The organism is Succinivibrio sp. (assembly GCF_045124615.1).
GTDB classification, from domain to species: Bacteria; Pseudomonadota; Gammaproteobacteria; order Enterobacterales; family Succinivibrionaceae; genus Succinivibrio; species Succinivibrio faecicola.
Genome location: NZ_JBGVMC010000257.1, coordinates 1 through 4,582 on the forward strand (window position 1 = coordinate 1; position 4,582 = coordinate 4,582).

General features: G+C 32.6%; 9 protein-coding genes. 7 read left to right on the forward strand and 2 right to left on the reverse strand.

Features of this window, described 5'->3' with window-relative positions:
- The 7 genes from ACJML3_RS06705 to ACJML3_RS06735 all read left to right on the forward strand — a co-directional run.
- Positions 1-537, forward strand: a 537-nt coding sequence (locus tag ACJML3_RS06705) for an HNH endonuclease (RefSeq protein ID WP_406021753.1), incomplete at its 5' end; no start/stop codon positions are given.
- A complete protein-coding gene (locus ACJML3_RS06710) occupies positions 534-917 on the forward strand; it encodes a DUF3310 domain-containing protein (protein WP_406021755.1) in 384 nt (127 codons plus the stop codon). The genes ACJML3_RS06705 and ACJML3_RS06710, both read left to right, overlap by 4 nt.
- Entirely contained in the window at positions 910-1,344 is a 435-nt protein-coding gene (locus ACJML3_RS06715; RefSeq protein ID WP_406021757.1) for an HNH endonuclease signature motif containing protein, read from the forward strand. The genes ACJML3_RS06710 and ACJML3_RS06715 overlap by 8 nt, the downstream gene beginning before the upstream one ends.
- A gap of 187 nt (positions 1,345-1,531) precedes the next feature.
- Positions 1,532-1,819: a DUF1653 domain-containing protein gene (locus tag ACJML3_RS06720; RefSeq protein ID WP_406021759.1), complete on the forward strand. Its 288-nt coding sequence runs from the start codon at positions 1,532-1,534 to the stop codon at positions 1,817-1,819.
- Position 1,820: 1 nt separating this feature from the next.
- On the forward strand, positions 1,821-2,120 hold the full coding sequence (locus ACJML3_RS06725) for a hypothetical protein (protein WP_406021761.1): 300 nt from the start codon (positions 1,821-1,823) through the stop codon (positions 2,118-2,120).
- Between the two features lie 2 nt (positions 2,121-2,122).
- On the forward strand, positions 2,123-2,344 hold the full coding sequence (locus ACJML3_RS06730; RefSeq protein ID WP_406021763.1) for a hypothetical protein: 222 nt from the start codon (positions 2,123-2,125) through the stop codon (positions 2,342-2,344).
- On the forward strand, positions 2,337-2,609 hold the full coding sequence (locus ACJML3_RS06735; RefSeq protein WP_406021765.1) for a hypothetical protein: 273 nt from the start codon (positions 2,337-2,339) through the stop codon (positions 2,607-2,609). Before ACJML3_RS06730 ends, ACJML3_RS06735 begins: the two co-directional genes overlap by 8 nt.
- A 513-nt stretch (positions 2,610-3,122) precedes the next feature.
- On the opposite strand, the gene ACJML3_RS06740 is transcribed toward ACJML3_RS06735, so the two are convergent.
- Both ACJML3_RS06740 and ACJML3_RS06745 read right to left on the reverse strand, forming a co-directional pair.
- Entirely contained in the window at positions 3,123-3,539 is a 417-nt protein-coding gene (locus ACJML3_RS06740; RefSeq protein WP_406021767.1) for a hypothetical protein, read from the reverse strand.
- A gap of 2 nt (positions 3,540-3,541) precedes the next feature.
- Positions 3,542-4,387: a DUF6731 family protein gene (locus tag ACJML3_RS06745; RefSeq protein WP_219937903.1), complete on the reverse strand. Its 846-nt coding sequence runs from the start codon at positions 4,385-4,387 to the stop codon at positions 3,542-3,544.
- Between the last annotated feature and the right edge of the window lie 195 nt (positions 4,388-4,582).

Genomic DNA, 4,582 nt, shown 5'->3' on the forward strand with positions numbered 1-4,582 from the left:
CAGTATCAGCGGTACGTATGGGAGCAAAATCATCCAGGACAGAGTGCTGAAGGTAAGACTGTTATCTTCATGGATGGTAATAAAAGAAACTTCGACATCTCTAATCTTGAATGTGTTGAAAGAGCTGAACTGTCAATAATGTCAGAGCTCGGATGCAATTGTAACTGTAGTCGTGAAGAAAGGGAAGTATTTCTATTAAGAGCAAGGCTTATATGCGAGAAATCTAAGATTTTTGGAAGAAAAGAGACAGCTAGACGCCATAACAAGCTTAATTATGAAAGAAGGAAAAATGATCCTGAAGTTAAGGCTAAAAGAGCTGCATATGCAAAACAGCGATTGGCAGAGATTATGGCAGATCCAGTAAGACATCAGGAATATCTCGAAAAACAGAGAGCGTACAGAGAGAAGAATAGAGAGCGCATCAATCAATGGGCTAATGAGAGAAGAGCTTACTTAAAAGAGAATGAACCGGATAAATATATGGCAAAGTTATTAAGAGAAAGAGCCAGGGCACAAGCAAGGAGAGAAAAGAAATGACTAAGAATGAAGACGTAATCAATCAACCATCTCACTACCACAAACACGCAGTTTTAGTTGAACCTATAGAACTATGTGAATTACTAGGTTTCAATCTTGGAAACTGCTTAAAGTATTGTTTCAGATATCTGGATAAGGGTAATCCTCTGCAGGATTTAAAGAAGGCCCAGTTCTATATCAGAAGAATACTTGCTGATGACAATGATCGGATTGCATTTAGAGAGTACAACGGAAACTCGCTCATGAAGAAACGCACAAAGGTCTATATGGATATCTTCAGAGAAAACGAATTTGTACTAGCTCTGTCTGCAGATGGTTATATGGGACTATCTAATCTGATAGATGAAAAGATTGCCGAGTTGGAGTCCAAGAATGACTGATTTAGAAAAATTTGCGTTGAAAGGTGAAACATTTAAGCCATTAGTCGCTCCCTTTGAAAAGTATCTTGTCAGCAATTATGGCAGGGTTTGGAACTCAAAAACAAAGAAACCTGTAGCTTTAAGCAAATGCTCTTTTTCAAATCACAAATCAAGAGGTTATCTGGCATGTATGCTGTATTCAGGAGGGGCTCAAAAACATGTATTTGTACATAGGTTAGTAGCATCTGTATTTTGCGAGAATCCGGATCCAGAGACACACACAATTGTTGATCATATTGATAATGATCCCAGAAACAATCTTGCAAGTAATCTGCGCTGGGTAACACCTCGTATCAATGCCACAGATGCTTTTAATAACGAGTTACAGAAATATACAAGGTGGCTTATTCAAAAGACACAGGAAGGAACTATAGATAAGGAGAAATAAGAATGAACTACCATTCCACAGACGACAGACGAACAGTATATTTTGACAATTATCAATGGCTATGTAAGGGATTTTATTTCAATCTTTGTTTTCTTTTTCACTTTGATAATGGCAAATACCGTTTTGCTGGCATAACAACAAAGAGTTTTATTAGACAGCATTTTATGGAATAACGTGAGGTGGAAGAATGGAAAGACCTATACCTAAAATAGCAGAAGTTTATAGACATTTCAAAGGCAACTATTACTGGATATGGACTGTTGCACATCATTCAGAAACGGGCGAGCAGATGGTTGTGTATCAGAGATTAACCGAAGAACAAACACGTCTAATTACTAGTGTAAAGGGATGTACTCTTACAGCTGTACGATGGGGAGATGTATGTGTCAGACCTCTTGATATGTTCATGAGCGAAGTAGATCATCAGAAATATCCTGATGTTAAACAGAAATACAGATTTGAAAAGGTGAATTAAAATGCTTATTCTTACTGATACTTTAACAACTTTTGATAACAAGGTAAATAAAATTAAATCGCTTGCAAAGAAAAAGTATTATTTGCAGAAAACACTAAAAAAGATAAATGAAAAAATAGATTTAAATCTATGGTGGTTACACAACAAAAAACAGAAATATTTAGAGATGTTAGCAAAATATCCAACAGCAAAAGATCCTGCAACTTTGGATCACATTAGATTTGATTTACGAGTTACTTTACCGGAGCAGAAAAATTTTAGATTGCACGTATTAACTTTACTCAAAGAATTGGAGGGCTAAAAATGAAAATTATAGAACTCCAAAAAGATATACTTGAAGAAACCTACAATATAAGACCACTCACACGTAACGAGAATGGTGACGTAATATGTTATCAATGTGGAAGAGTTGCAAAAGAGCACTGTTATACAGAAGCAGGACTTAGAGAAGTGGAAATATCAGGCTTATGCGAAGAGTGCTTTAACAAGTTATTTGAGGAAGACGAAGAAGATGAATATGAATAAAGAAAAACCATTACTATCTGACTTTTTAGAAGAGCTAAAAGTATACAAAAAAGGAGTTTTTTTAGATAAGACTATATCAATCTTCTACAATGATTGGTCATTAAATCCTGATTATGAAGATGACTACTCTGAGAGAGTAATTATCAATACTGCAAAACTAAAAGATATCGATACTAAAAAGTATAAATCATATAAAGTATTGGATAGTTATCAAAACTCCCTTAATCCAAATTTTGTAGAAATATGTGTAAAGGAGAAAGAATAATGAAGAACACAAAGCATAAACAGAAAGTTTTTGAGGACAACACCTCGGTACCCCAATACTATTTTGATGGTGGTACAACTAACAAAATAGTTAGAGAAGGTTGGGATGGTAATTAAGGAGATATTATAAAATGATTATTCTGTTATGTATTTTAGTAATTAAGGCCCTCAAATGAGGGTCTTGATGTTTTATTAAGCTCCAAAATTAATGATTTTTGGCTCTTAGCATTTCTTAAGCTCCAAAATTAACGGTTTTTGGCGCTTAGTTATTCTTAAGCTCTAATCTTGGAGGTTAAGAGAGAGGCTGATACAGAGAAGGTGCAGGACGTCCTGTTGGAACCACAGGACATAACAAAGCACCAGAACTTAAGAAATTAGGGCGCATTGTTGTTGTCTGTACTGAAGATGAGATGAATCAGATTAAAGAGCTCGCAAAATCATCAGACAAAACGACAAGCCGATTTATTGTGGATACAATCTAAATAGGTGAGTTTAAGGCAGTAGAGATACTGCCTTATTTGTTAAGACACATGAGTTTTATAAATAAGAAACCAGTCAAGATGACAGCAGATAAAGCACCAAAGCAAATACTTAAGGCTATAAGCTTAACTGAGTCAACTGTTATTAATTTTGCAATTATAACTGCTACAATTGAAAGAACACAGCATCCAATAGCCTTATAGATCAGATTTAACAAATCTTGATAGGCTCCAGAAGTTTTTGCTGTAATAATAAAATCTTTATCCTGAATAGAGTAAAGAATGGAAATAGAAGTAGTTAGAAAGCCAGCAAAGATTGAAAATATGTTCAAAAAATCTGTTAAAGAACTTTCTATCTTTGTCATACAAAGCATATTTTTAAGCCAAAATAAAACAAATATTGTAATTACAAATACAATAGCACCTGCATGCTTTTCAAAAATTCTATACATAATCACAAATGACCTTTTAATATGTCTAAATTGTTATTTATCGCATTTTTAGCACTTGATATTAACAGTGAATTATCAATACTTCTTTTAATTACTTTGATTTCTTGTTTGTCTACCAACTTAAAATTAAGTAAATCTAATACAGTACTTTTATTTTCTTCGTCTTTGCCATATAAATTCAATGAACTGATTGCATCACTATTTGATGAGCTGAGATTTTTAATTTTGTTTATCAAGACATCAGCTAAACTATCCTTACTATTTATTCCCATTGAAAATGTAATATTTAATAAATTAGCACCGATATCTTCCTGTTTTGCAATTTTATCAAAAATACTGATGTTACTATCCTTTAAACAAGACAAATCTTTGGTACAATCGATTTTAATTTCGCACTTGGTAATCAGTTTCATTTTATATAACTGATCTAAGACGTCTTGTCTGATAATAAAACCTGTTTCAAACTTACTATCATCAATCTCAGTTCGTATAAAATTAAATATACCTGTAGATGTTATCGAATTTACATTTTTCTGAATTGCTACAATTTTTAATTTCTTATTAAAAATAAAAACAACTTTTTCACTTAAACCTTCATCATCTCTAAGTTCTATCGGAGAGCAAGATCCAGTATTTACATTAATTTTGTCTGGAATATTGTTCATTCTTACTTTTGTAAAAACAATAACTATCTCATTAGAGTTATTTTCATAAGTTACTATTCTTTTATCTTTTTGAGTAATATCTTTATTTAATAATCGAACTAAAATATCCTCAAAATTTAATGACGAATCTTTTGGTTGAGTTACTTTGAAAAATTCAAAAGTTAAATGTACATTTCTTTCCATACTTAATATAATGGCCCTGTAAACACATTTATCCTCATTGTTTCCATGACTAGACAACGAGGATTTTTTTTATTTTTTAAAGTATAGTACATTTTACTGACATCAGTAAAATGGAATTATTATTACTTTTATGTTAGCTTATTCAAACTAACTTTGCTTAGTTAATTCCTTTCTGATCTTCTCATGAGCCTCTGC

Coding starts and splice junctions, on each gene's coding strand:
- ACJML3_RS06710 (WP_406021755.1), top strand. CDS start 534: ATGACTAAGAATGAAGACGTAATCAATCAACCATCTCACTACCACAAA.
- ACJML3_RS06715 (WP_406021757.1), top strand. CDS start 910: ATGACTGATTTAGAAAAATTTGCGTTGAAAGGTGAAACATTTAAGCCA.
- ACJML3_RS06720 (WP_406021759.1), top strand. CDS start 1,532: ATGGAAAGACCTATACCTAAAATAGCAGAAGTTTATAGACATTTCAAA.
- ACJML3_RS06725 (WP_406021761.1), top strand. CDS start 1,821: ATGCTTATTCTTACTGATACTTTAACAACTTTTGATAACAAGGTAAAT.
- ACJML3_RS06730 (WP_406021763.1), top strand. CDS start 2,123: ATGAAAATTATAGAACTCCAAAAAGATATACTTGAAGAAACCTACAAT.
- ACJML3_RS06735 (WP_406021765.1), top strand. CDS start 2,337: ATGAATAAAGAAAAACCATTACTATCTGACTTTTTAGAAGAGCTAAAA.
- ACJML3_RS06740 (WP_406021767.1), bottom strand. CDS start 3,539: ATGTATAGAATTTTTGAAAAGCATGCAGGTGCTATTGTATTTGTAATT.
- ACJML3_RS06745 (WP_219937903.1), bottom strand. CDS start 4,387: ATGGAAAGAAATGTACATTTAACTTTTGAATTTTTCAAAGTAACTCAA.